Below are 20,098 nucleotides of genomic sequence, written 5' to 3'. Positions count from 1 at the left end.
CGCCGCCGCCGCCGGGGAAGCCGCCACCCCCGCCGGGGAAGCCGCCGCCGCCGCCGGGGAAACCGCCGCCGCCGGGAAGCATGCCGCCTGCGCCTCCGGGAAACGCGCGTGGTCCGCCGCAGCCACAATCCGAATATTTACTGGAGTAGCCGGCAGGCGCACCAGGAATATACGTGTAGTAACTCATGTATCAAACTCCTTTTCCAAAAACGTGGATAGGTAATTGTCTCGGTTCAGTGTATGCGGCTATCGCCTATCTGGTGTTTGACTTTGGCAGGTTTCGATACTATACGCCCGCCTCGCGGTATACATATAGAGATGGGAGAAAGGTGGCTGATCGATGGGGTTCTATGTGGAAGCAGAGCGCGGAGTAAAGGTGTACGTCGAAGATGTCGGATACGGCAGACCGGTCGTTTTCGTGCACGGCTGGCCGGTCAATCGCCAAATGTGGGAGTACCAGTTGAATGTGGTGCCGAAATATGGTTTTCGCTGCATCAGCATCGATTTGCGGGGCTTTGGCAAGTCGGATGCTCCTTGGCATGGGTACAATTACAATCGGATGTCCGATGACATTCGCATGGTGGTGGAGTCGCTCGGCATCCAGAACGCAACGCTGGTCGGCTTCTCCATGGGCGGTGCCATCGCTATCCGCTACATTACACGACATGCAGCCCGCGGAATGTGCGGACTGGTCCTCGCGGCTGCCGCTGCGCCGCTGATGACCCAGCGCCCCGGGTATCCCTACGGCAAACCGGCCTCCGAATCCGAAGCTACGCTCCTTGGGCTCATGACCGACAGACCGAAAACAATCGACGGCTTCGGCCAACTGTTCTTCCACAAACCGATCAGCGACCCTTTCCGCACATGGTTCAACGGCCTTGGATTCGAATCATCCCCCTACGGTGCCATCGGAGGGACGAAAGCGCTGCGGGACGAGGATCTTCGCGCAGACTTGGCCCATGTCCATGTGCCGACAACGATTTTGCACGGCAAGCAAGACCGCATCGTTCCGTTCGCGCTTGGCGAGCTTCAGCATCAAGGCATCCGGAACTCCAGATTCATTCCTTTCGAGGATAGCGGTCATGGCCTGTTCTGCGATGAAAGGGAGAAGTTCAACCGGGAGCTGCTGAGCGTACTCACAGGCAAACTAGGCCCGCACACGCCTATCTATGACTGAACCGAACTATAGCTTTCCGCAAAAAAAGCCCCTCCAAATCGCAATAACCGCAATCGGGGGGCTTCGCCTTCCTAATCATCCCTCATTCATCCCATCACTCAGCGCTTGCGAGCCTCGCTCAGTTGGAACTGTCCGACCAGCTGCTGCAAGAACGCCGTGATGGCTTCGACATGATTGGAAGTATGGCGGACGTTGACGAAGTCGCCAAGCAGCTCCTGCACATTGCCCTCGACCTCGGTCGAAATGCGACGGTTCTGCTTGCTGACCGCCGCGATTTTCTCCATGATCACAACGACCTCGTCGATAATTTGCGATTTGAGCGAATCATCTTCCTGGGTGCTGCTGAGGAGCTCCGAGGCCGCCGCGACAAGCGCCGTCCCTTCGGACACGACAAGCGTGCCTTGAGCCATCGTGGTAGTAGCGTCCTTGGCATGGACATAGATATCTTGGACGATGGTGTGCACTTCTTCCGTCGATTTCTTGGTGAGGGCGGCCAGCTTCCTGATTTCACCCGCAACAACGGCAAAACCTCTGCCTTGCTCGCCGACGCGCGCCGCTTCAATGGAAGCATTCAGGGCAAGCAGATGCGTTTGCGCCGAGATTTCCTCGATAACACCGAGGACATTGCGAATTTCATCCGTTGTTTTCATGAACGATTCGATCGATCGGTTCGTTTCCGTAACGCGGCCGGCGATCTGCTCCATTTTATCGCCGATACGGAGCAATTCCCCTTGCGCCACGCTGATGTTGGCGGATGCCTTATCTTCAAGCTGTCGCAGCGTCTCGCGCATCTCACCGGCAACATCCTTGGCGATGTCGATATCCTTCAGCTGATTACGAATACTGAGAATCATATCCCCGATCCGGCCGCTGACACGCTCTGTTGTGCTGGCAGTCGCGCCGGTAGTTTCAAGCAATGCGCGTTGATTCGTCAACACATCGCCGGAAGCGAGCTTCACCTGCAGCATGACGCCTTCGAGGGAGTCGATCATGTTGTTAATCCATTTGGCCAGCTCACGGGTTTCGTTAGCGGGAAACAAGCTCGTATCCAGTCGCTGAGTGAGGTCGCCTTTTCCCTCGGCATTAATACGGATAAACCGGTTCAACCTGCGCATTTGGAGGGAGGTCACCAGGTTGCCTTTGCGATCCAACGACCATACCATGGCCAGTCCGAAAATGAAATTGAAGACGCCGACAATAACAGCGCCTGCAACCGGCATGGCATTCGTGAACAGATAGTACGCGAGAATAGTTCCAAGCGCACCTAGCGCTGCCAGCCAGCCTAACGCAAGTCTGAATTGGGTGAATCGAATGCTCCGGATGCGGTACACTTCTTCCAAATCACCCTCGCACATCATCCCCCACTCATCCGGACAATGGGGAAGCCGGAACGTCACGCCTTTGCCGATAACGGGGATATGGCGATAATCCGAATAACCCGGAAACTCTACGAACAGGTTGCTGCCGTTTCGAATGGTGTTCGCCACGCCGGGGTGGAGCTGTCCTGTAGCGGGATCCGTGAATACGAGCTCCAGCTCCGTGTGTTCCTTAACGGAAACGACGCCCCAGTCGGTGGTTACACCGTCCATCAAATTCTCGCCATGAGTAAACGTGCGGTCCTCGAACCTGCTTCGCGATAAAGCGGTTCCCGGTGCGATATGCGTATTCAGCACAGGACGCGCCATGAACAGATAGTTATCCCCGGAGTCGGGATACACATGACCGGATTCCCGCTGGATAAGATCGCCGATGACATCGTTTGGCACTCGGCCGCAGAGCGCGCCTTTCCACTTGCCGCCTAGCAGGATTGGAGAGATGAAGAGGAGCGTCATTTTATCGTGAAAAGAAGACGAGCTCGGCCCGATCTTCAGCGTCCAAGGATCGGCATAGGGGCCGAATAAGCAGTTGCGGCCGCTCGGCGCGCCGTCCTTCGAATAGGCCAGGCCCGGCTCCAGCAGACTGCCCGTTCCATAAAGCTCGCCGGTATGGCGTGTTTCTGTTGAGAAAGCAACGCGGCCGTTCTCGTCAAGCATGAAGATCTCTGAGAAATCCGAGGCACGTGCCCGAGTTCCTGCGAATAAACGCTCCAAGGCGGAAGGATCCCAAGCTTCGTCATCTGCCGCCCCGGGCTGACGGAAGGACAGCTGATGGTGCAGCCGGTCCAGATGATCCCAATATTCCGTCGTCCATCCCGTTAGAATATTCATCCGCGTATCTGCGATACCTTCAAAAATATCCGCTACATCCTCTTTCATTCCTGCATTGAGCTTGTACGACCACCATAAGGGCAATCCTTTGCGAAATCCCAACCAATCAAACATTAGGTATCCCCATCTCTCTACTTAGATATATGGGAGGAATTATAACATGGAAATAGTTCAAATTGTCTAAAAATAATGAATTTCTTTGAAAATCGCAAATTCATGTTAGGTAGTTAGACGCAGAATCGCAATGCAAAAGCAAAAAGACCTCCGTGCATATAGCACGAAGGTCTCCGGATGCGAGCGAGAACTTATTTCGCTGCTTCGTAACGTTTGCCAACTTCGGACCAGTTTACAACGTTCCAGAACGCTGCAATGTAGTCAGGGCGTTTGTTTTGGTAGTTCAGGTAGTAAGCGTGCTCCCAAACGTCCAGACCAAGAAGAGGCGTGTCGCCTTCCATGATCGGGCTGTCTTGGTTCGGAAGGCTGTATACTTTCAGCTTGCCGTCTTGGCTAAGTGCAAGCCAAGCCCAGCCGCTGCCGAAACGAGTTGCTGCCGCTTTCGCGAAGTCAGCTTTGAATTGATCGAAGCCGCCCAGTTCGCTTGCGATCGCATCGGCGATCGCGCCTGTTGGTGCGCCGCCTGCGTTTGGTCCGATTGTTTCCCAGAACAGGGAGTGGTTAGCGTGGCCGCCGCCGTTGTTGCGAACAGCAGTGCGGATAGCTTCCGGTACGCTGTTCAGATCAGCGATCAAATCCTCGATGGATTTGCTTGCAAGCTCAGGAGCGGACTCCAGTGCTGCGTTAAGGTTAGTTACATAAGCGTTATGATGACGGTCGTGGTGAATCATCATCGTTGTTTCATCGATATGCGGCTCAAGCGCATTGTTTGCATAAGGCAAAGCGGGCAATTGGTGTGCCATTGATTAAATACCTCCTATAATATGTATCGTTTTTCATTTCCATTATGCTCGTTCTCGGGCAATAAATCAACATAAATGTTTGTAAAGTACGACCTGCTGACAATACCTTCGGAACACCTTCTAGCATGATCAAATTAACACTTTGCAATTCATGGAAAAGGAAATAAAGCTGTCTATTTTCATGAAAAACCACGGACGCCTAAAGGCAATGCCGTCTTATTTTGTATATATCTATAGATAGTAGAACTTCTTGATATAGTCCGAGGGCAATGTCTTTCAAACGAGGGGTAACGATGAACATATTCGAAACAAGGTTAAAAGATGTCAAATTGATCGAGGCAGCGGTACATGGCGATCATCGTGGTTTTTTTATGGAGAGCTACAATCAGGAGTTGTTCGTGCAACAGGGCATCCCCCATATTTTCGTGCAAGATAATCATTCGTTGTCAGCCGAAGCGGGCGTGCTCCGCGGGCTCCATTATCAATTGAATCCGAAAGCGCAAACGAAGCTCGTCCGCGTCACGGCGGGAGCGATTTATGATGTTGTCTTGGATATTCGCGCAGGGTCGCCGACTTACGGCCACTGGCAGGGATTCGTTCTAAGCGCCTCGAACAAAAGACAGCTGCTCGTACCGCGAGGCTTCGCCCATGGGTTCTGTACGCTGGTTCCAAACTGCGAGGTGCAATATAAAGTCGACGAGCTGTATTCACCGGAGCATGACCGCGGCATCGCATGGAATGATCCGCTGCTTGCGATTGATTGGCCTGCAACAAATCCGATATTGTCGGATAAGGATCGGGGTCATCCCCCATTGTCCGCCGCGGAGAAAAATTTCTATTATGGAGGGTGAGCGAGCCTGTGAAACTGATTGTAACCGGCGGGGCCGGATTTATCGGCAGCAATTATCTGCAGTATATGATCGCGAAATATCCCGGCTACACCTTCATTAATGTCGACGCGTTAACCTACGCAGGCAATCCGGCTAACTTAATGTCGATTGCGAATCTCCCGAACTACCGGTTTGTGCAAGCCGACATCGCGGATCGAGCCGCGATGGAACCGATCTTCGCGGAGGGCCTTGACGCCGTCGTTCATTTTGCCGCTGAATCCCATGTGGACCGGAGCATCTCGCAGCCGGATATCTTCATCCGTACAAATGTGCTCGGCACGCAGACACTGCTTGATTTGGCCAAACAATACGATGTGGCGAAGTTCGTTCATATATCCACCGACGAGGTATATGGGACGCTTGGCGACACGGGGCTGTTCACGGAGTCGACGCCGCTTGCGCCGAACAGTCCGTATTCGGCCAGCAAAGCGGGAAGCGACCTGCTTGTCCGCGCCTATCATGAAACGTACGGCATGAACGTGAACATCACGCGCTGCTCGAACAATTACGGCCCCTATCAATTTCCGGAAAAGCTTATCCCGCTCATGATTCAACAAGCGCTCGCCGATCAGCCGTTGCCTGTCTATGGAGATGGCCTCAACGTGCGCGATTGGCTGCATGTCGAGGATCATTGCGGCGCCATTGACCGCGTGCTGCACGCGGGGCGTCCCGGCGAAGTGTACAACGTGGGCGGAAACAATGAACGCAGCAATCTCCAAGTGGTTTCGACCATCCTATCGGAGCTCGGCAAACCGGAATCGCTCATTTCGTTCGTTCAAGATCGTTTGGGACATGATCGCCGATACGCCATCGATGCGGACAAGATCCGAACAGAGCTGGGGTGGACGCCCAAGTATGATTACCAATCAGGCATAAAATCCACGATTCAGTGGTATCTGAATCATCAAGCTTGGATTGAACATATTCGCTCAGGCGCTTACTTGGGAGGTCGCTCATGACAGCTGCCAAGCAGGATGAACTGAAGATTCTCGTCACAGGCGCTAACGGTCAACTGGGAAAAGAACTCGTGCAACTGAATGTCCGGCCGGGAATACATATTCTTGGTTATGGGCGAGACAACTTCGATATTACAAACTCGGAGCAGTGCGCCGATGTCGTGAAGGCCTATCGCCCGGATGTCATTATCCATTGCGCCGCCTACACAGCTGTGGACAAGGCGGAATCCGACGCGGATGAAGCGTACCGAATCAATGCATGGGGCACGCGCAATGTCGCAATGGCCGCGAAAGCATGCGGAGCCAAGCTCTGCTACATCAGCACGGATTATGTGTTCGATGGCAAAGGCAATGAGCCTTACGAGATCGAGGAGCCGACCAATCCGCAAACGGTCTATGGGCAAACGAAGCTTGCCGGCGAATTGGAGGTTGCGGCGCAGCTCGATCGTTATTACATCGTTCGCACGTCGTGGGTGTATGGGAAATACGGGAATAATTTTGTCCGAACCATTCTCAAGCTGGCGAGTGAGCGAGACCGGCTGAAGGTCGTCCGCGATCAAATCGGATCTCCTACCTATACGCTTGATCTGGCTGTTTTTCTGATCGAGCTTGTTCAAACCGACAAGTATGGCGTCTATCATGCCTCCAATACCGGAAGCTGCTCATGGTTTGAATTTGCGCAAGAGATTGTACGGAGCAGGGACGGGGCCAATGCGACAATCACGCTTGAGCCTTGTTCGACAGCGGAATTTCCGAGACCTGCGGCCAGACCGGCATATTCCGTCATGAGTCACGCCGCGATCGAGCGGGCCGGTTTGCAAGACCTAAGACCATGGCGGGAAGCATTGGCGCATTATATGAAGCATTCGTAAGGAAAAGTGCCCATGCGGCACTTTTTTGGGTTGATTGATAGCGTTAATGTTATGAAAACGCTTAAATTAAAGCGTTTTCAATAGAATAATGTAGATTTATTATATTTTTTAAGGATTTTTAAAGATTTTAGAAGGAATTCGAGCGAATTTGTCGTATTATTAATTTTACCTAAAGAAGAAGGGCTGTCGCTGTCTGCATGAAGCGAAGTTGATTTCTTCCCTGGCTATGCCGTTATTTCCATACTGCGTTTGAAGAGGAGCTTAAAGTTATGGACGTTCGATCCTTCCAATTAGCTGATTATCGGCCCGTTACGGAACTGCTGGAGACTGTGCTGTCAGAAGAATGCTATGAACAAACGATGGAGGCTTTCGGCCGCCAACTATCATGGGACAGTGAGCTGGTACTCGTTGCTGCGGTTGAAGATGAAATCGCAGGTATCATTATCGGGACGATAGACAAGGGCAGAGGTTACTATTACCGTATTGCCGTACATCCGAATTACCAACGTCAAGGATTGGGCAAAGAGCTGATTCGCTCCCTGCGCGGACGATTTGAGCAGCGGAATGTAACGAAAATCATGGTGACGGCTGACGAACATAACGAGCCGATTCTTTCGCTTTATGAATCATTGGGTTACGCTACAACGGATTTTTTCCGTTCCTTTCAGAAATTAAGCATTGTTGCCGGTTAAGCGACAATTCGATTCAAGCACTTATAAATAAGCAATTATGGACAAGCATATCTAAGGCGTCATTGATTTTGGCGTACAGATATGCTTTTCTTATAGTAAGAAAGTACCTCGCTAGGAGTATTACGCTTATGACAACGTACCGTCCTTGTGTTATCAAGAGTTTCAAGAATAACGGCCATTTGCACCGGATGTGGCTGGAGAATTGGCAGGTCCCGGCAGAGCTGCTGGCAAGCGAACATGCGGCGGAATCGATGCATGTGTTCATCAACAGACAGACACCGATCCAAGAGGCGGACGGCAAGCAGTGGATTAGCCGAGTGCCCGCGGTATCCTTCTTTATCCCCGGCGAGTGGTTCAATGTGGTTGGTTTGCTCGAGGATCATGGCGTTCGCTACTATTGCAATGTGGCCTCCCCACTTTTCTTCAAACATGATGTTCTCACCTACATTGATTACGACCTCGATGTTATTGTACCCCGCGGAGGGAAAGCGCAAGTCGTCGATCAAGAAGAATATGAGCTCCATAAGATTGCCTATCACTATTCGGAAGAAGTTAACCGAAAAGTAATGGAGGGGCTCGGTGCGCTGCTGAAGCGGATCGAGAACGGACAAGCCCCTTTCAACGATGACCTTATTCTTGGTTATTTTGAGGCGTGGAACAAACATATGGGCGAGGTGTAGCAGCTATGAACGTCAATCCCGGTTCGGATACGGAGTCTTCGCAGCGTGCGGAGCAGGCAGAATTCGGGCCGCGCAAACGGTCGAGCTCCCCGAAGGTTAAGGTGAAAGCAAAGGCTGCAAGGACTTCCTCTTCTTCTACGCGCAAGGAGTCGAAGGCGCTGTCGCCTTGGGTTGCTGAATTGCGCAGCTGGTTTATCACACTCGCGATTGCCGCTGTGGTCGTTCTTTGCTTGAATGTATTCGTGTTTAACCTCTCTACGGTCAAAGGGCAGTCCATGGAGCCGACCTTGTATGAGAAGGAATGGCTGTTTGTGAATAAGGCTACTTACTTAATGGGCTCACCTAAACAAGGTGATGTGGTCATTCTGAAGGATCCTTCAAACGGAATCGAACATAAAGAATACTTGGTTAAACGGATTATCGGGATGCCGGGTGATTCGATCGAGATTCGCGAAGGGCAGCTGTATCGAAACGGAAAGCTCGTAGTAGAGTCTTATACAGACATCGAAATTGAAGATTCGGATTATGGACCGGAGACGGTCACAGCCGATCATTATTTTGTGATGGGCGACAATCGCCATAATAAGGCGAGCCGCGACAGCCGGTCGTTTCAGGCTGTGCCGCGGGATATGATTCTTGGCCGTGCAGATTACATTCTGTGGCCGATCAGCAAATTGAACCATTTGTAGGTTTAAAAGGAGACTCCGAGTTGGACGGGAGCAGCATGAACAAGATCGATTGGCAACAGTTAAAAGCCGAGATGAAGGACGCTGCGGCGAGTCTTGGCATTGACAAAATCGGAATCGCTTCCGCGGAGCCGTTCACGGAGCTGAAGCAGCGGCTGGTGCGGCATCGGGAGCTTGGCTATGAGTCCGGCTTCGAAGAGCCGGACCTTGATAAACGGACGGAGCCTTCGCTGTTATTCGAAGATCCGAAATCCATTATTGCGATTGCAATCGCGTATCCATCTAAACTTCAGGATCCACCGAAATCCGAGCCGGGAGCAAGGCGCGGTTTGTTTTCGAGATCCTCCTGGGGCGATGACTATCACGGCGTCCTGCGCGAGCGGCTGCGACGGCTGGAAGCTTGGCTGCTGGAGCGCGTGCCCGAAGGACGCTTCTTAAGCATGGTGGATACGGGAGCGCTCTCTGACCGCGCGGTAGCGGAGCGGGCCGGCATCGGCTGGCTTGGCAGCAACTGCTCGATTATTACGCCGGAGTGGGGCTCCTGGGTGTACTTAGGCGAGATGATTACGAATTTGCCGCTCCCGCACGATGCGCCTGTCACGGAGAGCTGCGGCAGCTGTACGGCTTGTATCGATGCCTGTCCGACGGATGCGCTCGTAGCACCGGGACAGCTGAATTCACAGCGCTGTATCTCCTTCGTCACGCAGACGAAAGGTGTCGTGACGGATGAGCTGATGCGCAAGATCGGCAATCGGCTCTATGGCTGCGATACGTGCCAGGTTGTATGCCCCGAGAACAAGGGGAAGAATGCCACGCACCATCCGGAGCTTATGCCCGATCACGACAAAGTAAAGCCGCTTCTGGTACCTCTGCTCACGATCGGGAATCGGGCGTTCAAGGAGCAGTACGGCAACAGCTCCTCGGCTTGGCGCGGGAGGAAGCCGATCCAGCGCAACGCGGTCATCGCGCTTGGCAACTTCAAGGATGCAAGCGCCGTGCCTGCGCTTGCGGAAGTGCTCCGCAGCGATACGCGCTTTGAGCTGCGAGCAACTGCTGCTTGGTCGCTTGGCCGAATCGGCGGCGAGGATGCGGCGGAGGTGCTCCGAACGGCCGCGATGCGCGAGCAGGAGGAAACGGTTCAGCAAGCGATCAAGGACGCGCTCATGAGCATGACAGCTTCGACGTAAAGATATGGGGAAGAGGTAGACATCATGAAATATGTCGATATCGAAGCGGTTGAACCAGGCGATATTCTTGGCAAGACGATCTACGCCGTCAACGGGGCGGTGCTGCTTTCCTCGAAAGTGCAGCTAACGGTCTTTATGATCAGCACTTTAAGACGTATCGGCGTCACGAATGTCTATATTAAAGATGCCGGCATGGAGATGGAGGAGCAAGAGGAGATTCTGTCGGAAGAAACCAAAGTCGGCCTCATTAAGCAGATGTCCGAGACGATGGATTCGATTCGCTCCGGTAAAGATTTGAACTCGCGCGCGATCAGTTTAACGATTGAAGATTTGCTCTTCGATGTGATTCGCAATAAGGATGTGCTCGTTCAATTGAACGACATCCGTACGCGGGATAATGCGGAGTACATTCATGCGATGAATGTCTGCATGCTCTCGGCGCTGCTTGGCGTCAGCTTGCAGCTGAATCAAGTGCAGCTGAAGGAGCTGGCGATCGGTGCGCTGCTGCATGATCTCGGGAAGCCGGACCTTGAGGCGAATGGGGAGAATGACGAACCCAAGCGCCATACATGGAGAGGCTTCGAGCTGCTGAAGGCCAAGCGCGAGTTCAGCCTTCTTATCGCTCATGTTGCGTTTCAGCACCATGAGCATGTCGATGGAACAGGTGAGCCGCGCGGGCTGATCGGGGATCAAATTCACCTGTACTCCCGAATTGTAGCGGTGGCCAACACCTTCGATAACCTGCTTGCAAGCGGCGGCGAAGGCGCCGGAGGGCTCCTGCCGCACGAAGCCTGCGAGCAGATGATGGCGATGTCGGGGACGAGCTTGGATCGCGAGATCCTGGTTCATTTCATGCGGATCGTCTCGATCTACCCGAACGGCGTATCGGTTAGGCTCACGACGAAGGAAACGGGCATTGTCGTCGGACAGCACCGCGGACTGCCGGGCCGGCCAATCGTACGGGTCCTTCAGCGTGAGTCCAATGACAGCGTCGAAAGCCGTGAGATTGATTTGGCGAAGCATACGACGGTCTTTATCGAACAGGTATTGGGCTAAGCTAGGCCGGGCGGTTATAAAGCGAGAAAGTGAACCTAACCTTGTTTTCTGAAGGTCAGGTTTTTTTGTGTTTGAGGATCGAACAGGCGTGGTGAGCGTTGTTATGCACGTTGAGTGCGGAGACGAGCCTGGGAGCAGATGTGGGACGCGAGTGAGGTGCGTAGTATGGTGGTGGTGGTACTGAGGAGTATCGAGTACGAATGAGGTGGGAATGTCGGGTGTGCGAGTTCAAACGAGGAATGCTCTAACGAATCGTACAGGGCTTATTTGCCTCAAAACGACATTCAAAAAACTCTAACGAATCGTAGAGGTCTTATTTGACGGTTTGCGATGGTTTGGGAGCCGATTTTGCCCAAATAAGGCTTCCACGATTCGTTAGATCCTCGAAGCCCGGAAAATCGGCCCAATAAGGCTGCTGCGATTCGTAAGAATTCCGTAGTACGGAAAATCGGTCGATTATGGGAGCTCACTCCACCAACGGTTCGTTAGATTTTCGCGGTATGGCAAGAGCAAGCGGGAAGTGATATCCGAGTTGCAGAATGCTATTTCGGTTCTGAGATGCCTATGAACATGAAGGAGGATCTCGTCTGCCGGACAAGGTCCTTCTTACCTTTACAGATTGTTTGCGAACGCATGGTCCTACATGCTATTATAAGTTGCAATATACTTACAGATAAGGACAAGGTGAGATGACAATGTGGACGGTCATTATTTCGATCATTACGCTCATAGTCGGCGCTGTTGGCGGCTTTTTCGCGGGCGTATACTACTTGCGCAAGCAGCTGGAGAAGATGCAAAACGATCCGGAAATGCTGAAAAAGATGGCAAAGCAAATGGGCTACAATATGAATAACCAGCAAATGCAAAAAGCGCAGCAAATGATGAAGAACCAGCAATTTACGAAGGGGAACAATCGCCCGGGCGGACGGAGATAAGAAGGAAGTACCGGCGATTGGTTCACAGGAAAGGAGACGTTGCAGATATGGCGGGCAGGAAAGATTACGTCAACTCAGCCGTTTCATCGAATCGGGAACAAATTGAGCATCACGTTCGTGAAATATTGAAGCTCATCGGAGAAGATGTGGAGCGCGAAGGTTTGCTGGAAACACCGGCACGCGTAACACGGATGTATGAGGAAATTTTCGCGGGTTATGAGGTAGATCCGCGCGAAGTGCTGGGCGTTACGTTCGACGAGCAGCATGAAGAACTGGTTATCGTACGCGATATCGTATACTACAGTCAGTGCGAGCACCACATGGCGCCGTTCTTCGGCAAAGCGCATATCGGCTATATTCCAAGCGGCAAGATTGCGGGCTTAAGCAAGCTTGCGCGTCTGGTTGAAGCGGTGACGCGCCGTCTTCAAGTGCAAGAGCGCATTACCTCGCAGATTGCGGATATCATGGATGAAGTGCTGCAGCCGCATGGCGTTATGGTCGTCGTCGAAGGCGAGCATCTGTGCATGTGCGCGCGCGGCGTGAAGAAGCCGGGCAGCAAGACGGTGACGTCGGCAGTCCGCGGCGACTTCCGTACAAGCGCGGCGCTCCGTTCGGAGTTCCTGTCGCTGCTCAAGCAGTAAGGGCACATTCTTGTAATTGGAATTAAGCATTCGTCCCACACCGGCACAAGCCCCCAACAGGCATGTGCCGGTTTTTGTTTGTGCGGATAGAAATTACGGTCCGCATGCCGGTAAGCTAATTAATTGCCGAAGCATCCTATCCTCAGTATTCATTTCAACTCAACGATATCCGATACACAGCAATTCCAAATGCGGACCGCGACGTTTGGCTGAAGAAAACGCTGGATTCTTTTTACAGGGAACAAGTAACGCCTATGAGCCAAACGCTGGCGCGTCTGGCTCGAATGGGACCCATTGAATTATGGGGGCAAATCGTAGATGCCGCTTATGATCAAATGGAGGAGGAGCTCAGCGAAGTCACGGACGAGGAACGCAGACAGGCCATTATTTATCACTACCGGACACGACTGACCGATATCGATGCCAGCGCATTCGGACTTCCGAAAAATCCCTTTGCAGCGAAACGCAGCTATATTGATGATCCTGCGGATGCGAATAAAAAAGTGGCATTGAAGACGGCTTGCTGCCTTGCCTATTGCCTTCCTTATCGCCTCAAGAGGACATTCAACTATTGCTATACGTGCCCGCGTCTGAAAGAGAAAGATCGCGCGTTAATGAAAGCGAACGGTCAGTACTGACTTAAACCCATGAAAAAATCCCCTCCGGCCTAAAAAGAGTTCATCCTAGGATGAACTCTTTTTTACTTTCTACCGTAAGGGGATAATACCATTTTAAAGTTAAGCGGCGGAGGTGGATTTGCGAGCGGCATCTACTTGACTAAGGAACAGAGCAGCGCGCTGAATGTATTCCTTCGGATGCGTGCGGAACAGCATCTCATGCATGCCGCCCTCCACGATCCACTCACGCGAGAGCGAATTGTACTGGCTTGCAGAGACCTGCTCTGCGGTGGCCACCGGAGCTTTAGCATCGGCTGTACCATGCATGATGAAGAGCGGCATGTCATAGGTCGTTTGCAGCACTTGCTCGACAGGCAGTTGATTAAAGTTTACGCCTGTGAAGAAAGGGAGCATCCATTCGATAATCGGGATGGACGGATACTTAGGCAGATCCATGTATTGGCGTACGTTATTGTATAAGGAATCCGAGCTTGGAAGAAACGTGCTGTCGAGAATCATGGCATCGATGCTGTCCGTCGAATCCGTTTGGAGCGCTGCCTGAAGCGCAGTGCCGGCTCCCATGGAGAAGCCCCAGACGACTACCTCGTCAGCGCCCTGCGACCGCGCATAGTTGACCGCCGCCAGCAATTGCTGCGACTCTTCCTTGCCGCCTGTAGCCGGAGAACGCTGTCCGGAGGAGGCGTAGCCGTAATCAAACATGAATACATTATAGTGCAGCCGATTCAGCAGGGCGGCCAGTTCATACATGGGCACCCATGTTTCCTCGCGGTTCGCGCCATAGCCGTGGCTGAATACAACCGTTCTGTCGGAATGCGTTTCCGCTCCGACTGCAGGGATATACCAGCCGTGAACGGTAGTGCGGCCGCTCTTGCTGGGGAAGGAGACATCGCTGTAATCGAGCCCTTGAGCAATCTTCGGGTTAGAATATAACGCAGGTACATAAGGATGTGCGATTACCCATGCGACATAGCCGTGAAAGGCGAGCGCAGTGAACAGCAGCAGGGCTGCCAGGGCTGAAAGTACGGCAAGCGCAGCGTGTTTGCGTCGAGTGCGTGTTCCGGCAAGCGCCCGTTCGGGAGCTTGCGGCGAAGGCAGCATAGGGGGGAGCAGTCCGGGCGTAAATCCGCCGGCTGCGGGTAGTGCAGGACTCATTGTTGTTGCGCTCATGGTGGAGGCCCCCTTAAGAAGAGTGATTATATTGACATTTGCTTATTGAATTATGAAAGCGCTTAACTAGTTCTATATTCCTATGGTATGGCGCGCCGCCATGGCCTGTCAATGCGTGTCGACGTAATGTTAGCGTCCTGTAACATGGCTGTAAAATAAGTCGATTCGGATGCCAAAGCTTTACCGGGCCGCCGTCCTTACGTTATACTGACTGTAACCAAGTTTCACTCAGTGAAACTATAGCGAGGAGCCAACCTACTATGGCTGAGGATGGAAAATCAACGGTTCGTGCTGTCGAACGGGCACTGGATATATTGCTTTGCTTTACGGTCAAGAAAGAGTGGGCGATGACGGAGCTTGCCGATAACGTCGGGCTGCATAAAAGCACCGTGCATCGGATGCTCGCCACGCTGGAGGAACGAGGCTTCGTGGCCCGCGATGCGGCTTCGGATCGCTATAAGCTCGGGCTTCGCATCTGGGAACTGTCGGCTAATATGTCAGGGGCGGACGACCCGGCCGTGATTGGACTGCCGGAGATGGAGCGGCTGCGCGATATGCTGGGGGAAACCGTCAGCTTGTATTTGCGCGACGGCAATGAGCGGATCCGCATTCAAGCGGTCCAGAGCATCCAGGCCATACGCAGGGTGGCTCCGATCGGAGCCAGATTGCCGCTCTACGTCGGCGCTTCAAGCAAGGTGCTTATCGCCTTCGAGGAGCCTGTCAAACGCGAAGAGCTGCTTGCTGACGCCTCGTGGCCGACTGCCTTCGATCGGCATCAGTATCGGGAGCAGATGGCGGAGTGGCAGAAGCTCGGCTACGCGATGAGCGTGGAGGAGCGCGAACAGGGTGCGGCGGCGGTAGCGGCGCCGGTCTTCTCTCGCACGGGCAAGCTGGTCGCGGCATTGTCCGTATCCGGTCCGGCCAATCGGCTCACGACCGAAATCATGCGCAGTCAAGCGCCTGCTGTTATCGAAGCGGCACGACGACTTGGCGTCATGCTGAAATAAATAAATAAGAGTCGAGCCGAGGGCTTCTGCCTTCGAGCTTGACTCTTTTTTTTTGAGCAAAGAAACTATGGAATGATGACATCAGAGTAACCGGCAAAGATGCAGAACGTACCCGGCGATGTATCCATCCATACGCCGATATAGCCACCCGGAGGAACGCTGACGATGTCGATATAATCGCCGATGAGCGGAACCGGTGTAGGACTGCTGGCATTCGGGTTGAACGAGACGTTGGTAATCCGGGTATTCGTAAAGGTTTGACCGCCGTTAATCGACCGGGCTACATACACGTCGAGATCGAAGCCATTAATCTGATTGCTGTAGTAGATGATGTTGACGACCCCTGTCAGTGGATCGACATCAATGGCGGGAAAGAAGTTCTGCGAATTGGCAGGTGCGCCCGTAATGCTGACCGGCGTCGTCCAGTTATTCGTGTCGGGGGCACGTTTGGACATGAAGATATCGGCGTAACCAAGGCGGTTATCCTGCCATACGGCGTAAGCTTGGTTCGTGAAGGGTCCTACTGAACGATCGGTTGCAATGTTTGCGAAGGTGAGTACGCGGAAGTTGTAGCCGACAACGGGCAGCGGGGAAGGGACAGGGACGACGTTCGAGACGACAACAGCGTTGGGAAAGGAAGCGCCGCCGTCAAGCGATTGACGAACGATGAAGTTGAAGCTGGGGTCGACTGTGACATAAGCGACATCGACAACACCGACCAGATCGACGGTTATATCGGGCCGTTCTACTTGATCGGCTTCGTTCGAGAGCAGCAAAGGCTGGTCCCAGGTAGCGCCGTTATCTCTGGAACGATTGAAGAAAGCGACCGAGTTACCGCCGTTATCCACGTTGAACTGACGGTTATAGGTAACATACATATTGCCGATAAAAGGACTTGCCTGCGAGGCATCGAGCGTGCAGTTCGTTTCATCGTTGTTAATATAAGAACCAAAGCCAGGACTGACAATCACGGGAGCGCTGAATGTCGCACCATTGTCAACGGATTTGTATACGACGGTCGTACCATATTCTTCTCCGGGGAAAACATGGGCCGTAACGATAAAAATATTGGGAAATCCATACGCCACAACAGGAGCCTCGGCTCCGTTAAAGCCCGGAGGCAAAGGAAGCAAGCTGTTGGCCCAACTGAATCCTCCGTCTAAGGAACGATATAGACCAATAAGAGGGGGCCCAGATGATTCATCTACGGCAACCGAAAGCATAATGCCCGGAATGAGCAAATTGACGGCGACGCTGGGTTCGAATTTGGGGTTCCCTGATGGTGTCACTTGAAAATTGAAATTGGTCACCGATTTTCCTCCTTTATCAATCCGTAATATTTCCATAGTGTATTCTACGAAAATATTTGTATAATGCTTGTTTATCTATCTCGAAAAGGAAGAAAATGTGTCATTGCCGGCGGTTAATTTCCCAATCATTCTGTATTGCGAAAGAATAAAATGTAATTAATTGACATACAGGAGGTGAGGACATGCCGTTCACTTCAGGATTGATTCATAACGAGTTGCCGAAACCTGCTTCAAGTGTTGTTATAAACGCACGGAACATCACCAGCACGACGGCATTGGTGTTGATCGAAGTCTATGTTGTACCTCCAACGACGAATGCGCTTACGCTTATCTATCTGACCGGCTACATGTTGCCCGGAAAATCGAGTGATTCACGTGAGTTTAATATTGCTGGCGGCATTGCCTATGAAATACAGGTAAATGCTTCAGGGGTACTTTCGGAGGTAGCTTTTACAGCGTTCGGGGTCGATGATCATGGTTTACCTGTTGTTGGCCAACAGATGCTTGCAATGGATTGGCAGGAAATTTCTGCTTTCTCGACAACGCCTTAGTGGAGCATTTCATAATCAGCGATGGGAGTTCAGCGAATTAGCGCTGAACTCCCATTTATTATGAAAAGGCTATCGCCTCAAGGGATAGCCGCACAAGCAAACGGGTGCCATGGAAATACAATAGTACAGGATGGTGCATTGGAAGGAGTGACAGTATGATCGACTTAGGGGTTGTCATGCCACTATACAAACAGAAACCGGCGTTTCTTGCAGCGGCGCTGGAATCTGTGCTTAAGCAGACGTTCCAGCAGTTCAAGCTAATTATTGTCATTGACGGGGCGCCTGAAATGGAACCGCTCGTCCGCATGCTCATTCAAGGCGATAATCGAGTGCAAATCGTTTCCCATGTTTATAATCAGGGAGTCGCCAAAGCGCTGAACACCGGTTTTCAATATTTTTATGACATGCCCAATATCGCCTATTTAACTTGGGTGTCCAGCGACAACATCTACTATCCGAGATTTCTGGAGACGCTTCGCAGTGCCTTAGTGAAAGGACCGCAGGAACTTGGCCTTGTTTACAGCTCGTTCCAATCGGTCGATAACGACGGCAACAAGATCTATGATGAGCAGCTGCTTGCCGTCCAGCGCCAATATCAATCGCAGCCGATTGAGAAGCTGCTGGATTCCTCTCTCATCGGTGTCTCCTTTATGTATAAATCGATTTATGCCAAACAGATTGACGGTTATGAGCTTGTGCCGGTAGAAGATTATGATTACTGGCTGCGTATCACGGAGCATTGCAAAATCAAGTATATTCCTGTGGAGCTGCTCGATTATCGGGTGAATTCCACGTTTAGCGTATCAGCATCGCTGCAATCGACTGCCCAGCACCGCATATGGCGGTACGCGTATCATTTGGCGAGACATCGTGCCAGGATGCGCAGGGGGATTGCCCCCTACACGACGATACTATTTCCGGTGAAGGAGTCCAGCCCGGAGGCCATCGCGCGAATCGAGAACCTCTACGAGCAAACCTTCAGTAACTATACATGCTATATTCTGGATCTCTCTCCGGACATGCGGGTAACGGCTGATCTGTCGCACATTTCTCATCCGACGACGGATTTCAAATGGTTCCCGAATGCCAACGTGGCAACAGCTCTGCTTCACGCTATCCAGATGGTTCAAACGCCTTACAGCTACATTCTCGGACCGCGCCTGTTCAAGGACTTAATGGAGCTTACGGTGCTGCACAATGAGATGGAGAAAGCCGCTCCCGAACTCATGTCCAACTACTATACCGAGGATGGAAGCGCGGTCGGCTATCGGCATTCCAGTATCCATATTGGCAAAGCCGGGATGTACGACGAGCTGTTCCGCAGGCAAAGCCTGGTTGACTATGTGAAAGCAAACTTTGCTCAAATGAGTGATCTGGGATGAAACTTTTATTTACCTTCTTTAATCCAAGCGGCGGCATGGAAACACTCAATCGGATCCGCTGTCATGCCTTCATGAAAATGGATGTGGAATGCCACTTGCTTTATTCATTGGATGGCGAGGGGCGCAAGAACATTAAAGACATTCCGACTTTCGTGATGAATGACGAGGCGTCCATCGGCAAGCTGATCCAGAGGCAAAACTACGATGCCATCGTCGTATGCACAGATGTGACGATGTTGCTGACCATTAAGAAGGCCGGTTTTAAAGGACATCTTATCTTTGAAATTCAAGGGCTCGGAACGCTGCAAACCGCCAGCGCGGTGCTTAAAGATATATCGGCCCGCGTGCTGCAGGCGGCAGACGGCGTGCTGTACCCGCAGACGAGTCATCTGCAGGAGCTGATGACGGCATATCTGCACGGCATCCCTCATTTCTGCTTTGACGACCCGCTGGATACGGAGTGCTTCGGCTACAGCTCCTACCCGCCGAAGCCGTTCCCGATCATTGGCTGGGTCGGCCGAATTGAGGCGAATAAGAATTGGCGGGAGTTTCTTCTCATCGGTTCCCGCATGCTGCAAAAACATCCTGAAGGCTATCTGTGGATCTTTGGCGATACGACATTGGGCGATCCGGCGGAGAAGGAGCATTATGACAGATGGGTTAACGGCCTGCAATTACAACATAAACTCATTGTTTATTCGAACATTCCACATGAGCAAATTGCAGACTATTTCTCGGTCATTGGGGATTCGGGGGGATTTCTCTGCTCGACCTCCATTCTGGAAGGCTTCGGCTATGCGGTAGCGGAAGCGATGCTCTGCCGTTGTCCGGTGCTGACAACGGATTCGGACGGTATCCGCAGATTTCTGATTCATGATGTAACGGGGAAGCTGTATGCGCGCGGCAACGTCAATCAAGCCGTCGTCCAAGGCGAATCGCTAATGAAGGACACTACGCTTCGCAATACCATTCGCAAAAACGCCGAGAAGCATATTAAACAGCATTTCTCTTCCGAGAAATACACCACTAACTTTATGAATATGCTAAAGAGCTTATCGCAGCGAAAGCCGAAGTATTAGCATTTATAAATAGATCGAAGCGCAAAAGCGGGTCCGCTCCATGAGGAGTGGACCCGCTTATTGGTTAT

The 20,098-nt window shown here is 52.2% G+C and carries 21 protein-coding genes; 16 read left to right on the top strand and 5 right to left on the bottom strand.

Annotation, left to right across the window (positions count from 1 at the left end; all coding sequences use genetic code 11):
- Positions 1-187: hypothetical protein (locus I8J30_RS30460; RefSeq protein WP_210664171.1), on the bottom strand; the 187-nt coding region annotated here is incomplete at its 3' end.
- A 153-nt stretch (positions 188-340) separates the two neighbouring features.
- Between I8J30_RS30460 and I8J30_RS30455 the strand changes: the two genes are divergently transcribed.
- Positions 341-1,177, top strand: a complete 837-nt coding sequence (locus I8J30_RS30455; protein ID WP_210664170.1) for an alpha/beta fold hydrolase — start codon at positions 341-343, stop codon at positions 1,175-1,177.
- 98 nt (positions 1,178-1,275) lie between these two features.
- Here I8J30_RS30455 and I8J30_RS30450 read toward each other — a convergent pair whose 3' ends face one another.
- Both I8J30_RS30450 and I8J30_RS30445 read right to left on the bottom strand, forming a co-directional pair.
- Entirely contained in the window at positions 1,276-3,498 is a 2,223-nt protein-coding gene (locus I8J30_RS30450) for a methyl-accepting chemotaxis protein (RefSeq protein WP_210664169.1), read from the bottom strand.
- A gap of 191 nt (positions 3,499-3,689) precedes the next feature.
- Complete coding sequence (locus I8J30_RS30445) at positions 3,690-4,301, bottom strand: superoxide dismutase (protein WP_210664168.1); 612 nt, start codon at positions 4,299-4,301, stop codon at positions 3,690-3,692.
- A 293-nt stretch (positions 4,302-4,594) separates the two neighbouring features.
- Here I8J30_RS30445 and rfbC point away from each other — a divergent pair, with 293 nt between their 5' ends.
- The 11 genes from rfbC (at position 4,595) to I8J30_RS30390 (ending at position 13,534) form a co-directional block, all read left to right on the top strand.
- Entirely contained in the window at positions 4,595-5,152 is a 558-nt protein-coding gene (gene rfbC / locus I8J30_RS30440) for a dTDP-4-dehydrorhamnose 3,5-epimerase (protein ID WP_210664167.1), read from the top strand.
- Between the two features lie 8 nt (positions 5,153-5,160).
- A complete protein-coding gene (gene rfbB / locus I8J30_RS30435; RefSeq protein WP_210664166.1) occupies positions 5,161-6,150 on the top strand; it encodes a dTDP-glucose 4,6-dehydratase in 990 nt (329 codons plus the stop codon).
- 20 nt (positions 6,151-6,170) lie between these two features.
- The gene (gene rfbD, locus I8J30_RS30430) at positions 6,171-7,019 is read left to right on the top strand and encodes a dTDP-4-dehydrorhamnose reductase (protein WP_210664176.1); all 849 of its coding nucleotides are present in this window, start codon (positions 6,171-6,173) and stop codon (positions 7,017-7,019) included.
- Positions 7,020-7,288: 269 nt separating this feature from the next.
- Positions 7,289-7,711 carry a GNAT family N-acetyltransferase gene (locus I8J30_RS30425; RefSeq protein WP_091224131.1) on the top strand — a complete coding sequence of 141 codons (423 nt, stop codon included), beginning with the start codon at positions 7,289-7,291 and terminating at the stop codon, positions 7,709-7,711.
- 128 nt (positions 7,712-7,839) lie between these two features.
- Positions 7,840-8,391: a DUF402 domain-containing protein gene (locus I8J30_RS30420; RefSeq protein ID WP_091224130.1), complete on the top strand. Its 552-nt coding sequence runs from the start codon at positions 7,840-7,842 to the stop codon at positions 8,389-8,391.
- 5 nt (positions 8,392-8,396) lie between these two features.
- Positions 8,397-9,080, top strand: a complete 684-nt coding sequence (lepB, locus tag I8J30_RS30415) for a signal peptidase I (protein WP_210664165.1) — start codon at positions 8,397-8,399, stop codon at positions 9,078-9,080.
- A 35-nt stretch (positions 9,081-9,115) separates the two neighbouring features.
- Positions 9,116-10,264 (top strand): tRNA epoxyqueuosine(34) reductase QueG, encoded by a 1,149-nt coding sequence (queG, locus tag I8J30_RS30410; RefSeq protein ID WP_210664175.1) that lies wholly within the window; start codon positions 9,116-9,118, stop codon positions 10,262-10,264.
- Between the two features lie 24 nt (positions 10,265-10,288).
- Positions 10,289-11,320 (top strand): HD-GYP domain-containing protein, encoded by a 1,032-nt coding sequence (locus I8J30_RS30405; protein WP_210664164.1) that lies wholly within the window; start codon positions 10,289-10,291, stop codon positions 11,318-11,320.
- 695 nt (positions 11,321-12,015) lie between these two features.
- Positions 12,016-12,255 carry a YneF family protein gene (locus tag I8J30_RS30400; RefSeq protein WP_091224127.1) on the top strand — a complete coding sequence of 80 codons (240 nt, stop codon included), beginning with the start codon at positions 12,016-12,018 and terminating at the stop codon, positions 12,253-12,255.
- A 47-nt stretch (positions 12,256-12,302) separates the two neighbouring features.
- The gene (folE, locus tag I8J30_RS30395) at positions 12,303-12,896 is read left to right on the top strand and encodes a GTP cyclohydrolase I FolE (RefSeq protein ID WP_091224126.1); all 594 of its coding nucleotides are present in this window, start codon (positions 12,303-12,305) and stop codon (positions 12,894-12,896) included.
- 254 nt (positions 12,897-13,150) lie between these two features.
- Complete coding sequence (locus tag I8J30_RS30390; protein ID WP_210664163.1) at positions 13,151-13,534, top strand: hypothetical protein; 384 nt, start codon at positions 13,151-13,153, stop codon at positions 13,532-13,534.
- A gap of 99 nt (positions 13,535-13,633) precedes the next feature.
- On the opposite strand, the gene I8J30_RS30385 is transcribed toward I8J30_RS30390, so the two are convergent.
- Positions 13,634-14,701 (bottom strand): alpha/beta hydrolase, encoded by a 1,068-nt coding sequence (locus I8J30_RS30385; RefSeq protein ID WP_210664162.1) that lies wholly within the window; start codon positions 14,699-14,701, stop codon positions 13,634-13,636.
- Between the two features lie 260 nt (positions 14,702-14,961).
- Here I8J30_RS30385 and I8J30_RS30380 point away from each other — a divergent pair, with 260 nt between their 5' ends.
- Entirely contained in the window at positions 14,962-15,708 is a 747-nt protein-coding gene (locus I8J30_RS30380) for an IclR family transcriptional regulator (protein WP_210664161.1), read from the top strand.
- A gap of 65 nt (positions 15,709-15,773) precedes the next feature.
- Here the strand turns inward: I8J30_RS30380 and I8J30_RS30375 are convergent, their stop codons facing one another.
- Positions 15,774-17,018, bottom strand: a complete 1,245-nt coding sequence (locus I8J30_RS30375; RefSeq protein ID WP_240548496.1) for an exo-alpha-sialidase — start codon at positions 17,016-17,018, stop codon at positions 15,774-15,776.
- A 182-nt stretch (positions 17,019-17,200) separates the two neighbouring features.
- Between I8J30_RS30375 and I8J30_RS30370 the strand changes: the two genes are divergently transcribed.
- From I8J30_RS30370 to I8J30_RS30360, 3 genes are all read left to right on the top strand, one after another.
- Positions 17,201-17,569, top strand: a complete 369-nt coding sequence (locus tag I8J30_RS30370; protein WP_210664159.1) for a hypothetical protein — start codon at positions 17,201-17,203, stop codon at positions 17,567-17,569.
- Positions 17,570-17,724: 155 nt separating this feature from the next.
- Positions 17,725-18,951, top strand: a complete 1,227-nt coding sequence (locus I8J30_RS30365; RefSeq protein ID WP_210664158.1) for a glycosyltransferase family 2 protein — start codon at positions 17,725-17,727, stop codon at positions 18,949-18,951.
- Positions 18,948-20,030 (top strand): glycosyltransferase family 4 protein, encoded by a 1,083-nt coding sequence (locus I8J30_RS30360; protein WP_210664157.1) that lies wholly within the window; start codon positions 18,948-18,950, stop codon positions 20,028-20,030. The genes I8J30_RS30365 and I8J30_RS30360 overlap by 4 nt, the downstream gene beginning before the upstream one ends.
- Positions 20,031-20,098 lie beyond the last annotated feature (68 nt).

The sequence above is a fragment of the Paenibacillus lignilyticus genome, assembly GCF_017942085.1.
GTDB lineage: Bacteria > Bacillota > Bacilli > Paenibacillales > Paenibacillaceae > Paenibacillus_Z > Paenibacillus_Z lignilyticus.
Note: the sequence above shows the minus strand (reverse complement) of the source record. Positions and strands in the feature narration are given on the sequence as shown.